Origin of the sequence: Corynebacterium sp. HMSC068G04 (assembly GCF_001814885.1) — a bacterium.
In the GTDB taxonomy this organism is placed as follows: domain Bacteria; phylum Actinomycetota; class Actinomycetes; order Mycobacteriales; family Mycobacteriaceae; genus Corynebacterium; species Corynebacterium hiratae.
The window spans coordinates 1-755 of sequence record NZ_KV818309.1 but is presented as its reverse complement, the minus strand read 5'-3'; the positions used below and the strand labels follow the sequence as shown (position 1 = coordinate 755).

General features: G+C 51.9%; 1 rRNA gene. It reads left to right on the top strand.

Annotation, left to right across the window (positions count from 1 at the left end):
- Positions 1–755, top strand: a 23S ribosomal RNA gene (locus tag HMPREF2993_RS04795); the annotation flags it as partial.

Here is a 755-nt window from a genome sequence, read left to right as displayed (position 1 = left end):
TTGTTGATGTCGTGGGGCCTGATGTGTGGTTCAAGTGATGGGGTGACACAGTGTAGTAGCCATGCCGCTTAGTGGATTGTTGGTGTAAGCGTGTGAGGTGGTGTGTAGGCAAATCCGCACACCGTATGCCTGAGGCGTGATGCGTAGCCCAATTGGGGTGAAGTTGGTGATCTAGTACTGTCGAGAAAAGCCTCTAGCGATGTGGATGTATGGCCCGTACCCTAAACCGACACAGGTGGTCAGGTTGAAAATACTAAGGCGTTCGGGTGAACTGTGGTTAAGGAACTCGGCAAAATGCCCCCGTAACTTCGGGAGAAGGGGGACCACACGACTTAAACCAGCCTTTGCGTTGGTGGTGGGTTGTGGGGTCGCAGAGAATAGAGGGAAGCGACTGTTTATCAAAAACACAGGTCCATGCGAAGACGTTAAGTTGATGTATATGGACTGACGCCTGCCCGGTGCTGGAAGGTTAAGAGGACCGGTTAGTCACCTTTGGTGGCGAAGCTGAGAATTTAAGCCCCAGTAAACGGCGGTGGTAACTATAACCATCCTAAGGTAGCGAAATTCCTTGTCGGGTAAGTTCCGACCTGCACGAATGGCGTAACGACTTCTCTGCTGTCTCAACCACAGGCCCGGTGAAATTGCACTACGAGTAAAGATGCTCGTTACGCGCGGCAGGACGAAAAGACCCCGGGACCTTCACTATAGCTTGGTATTGGTGTTCGGTTCGGTTTGTGTAGGATAGGTGGGAGACT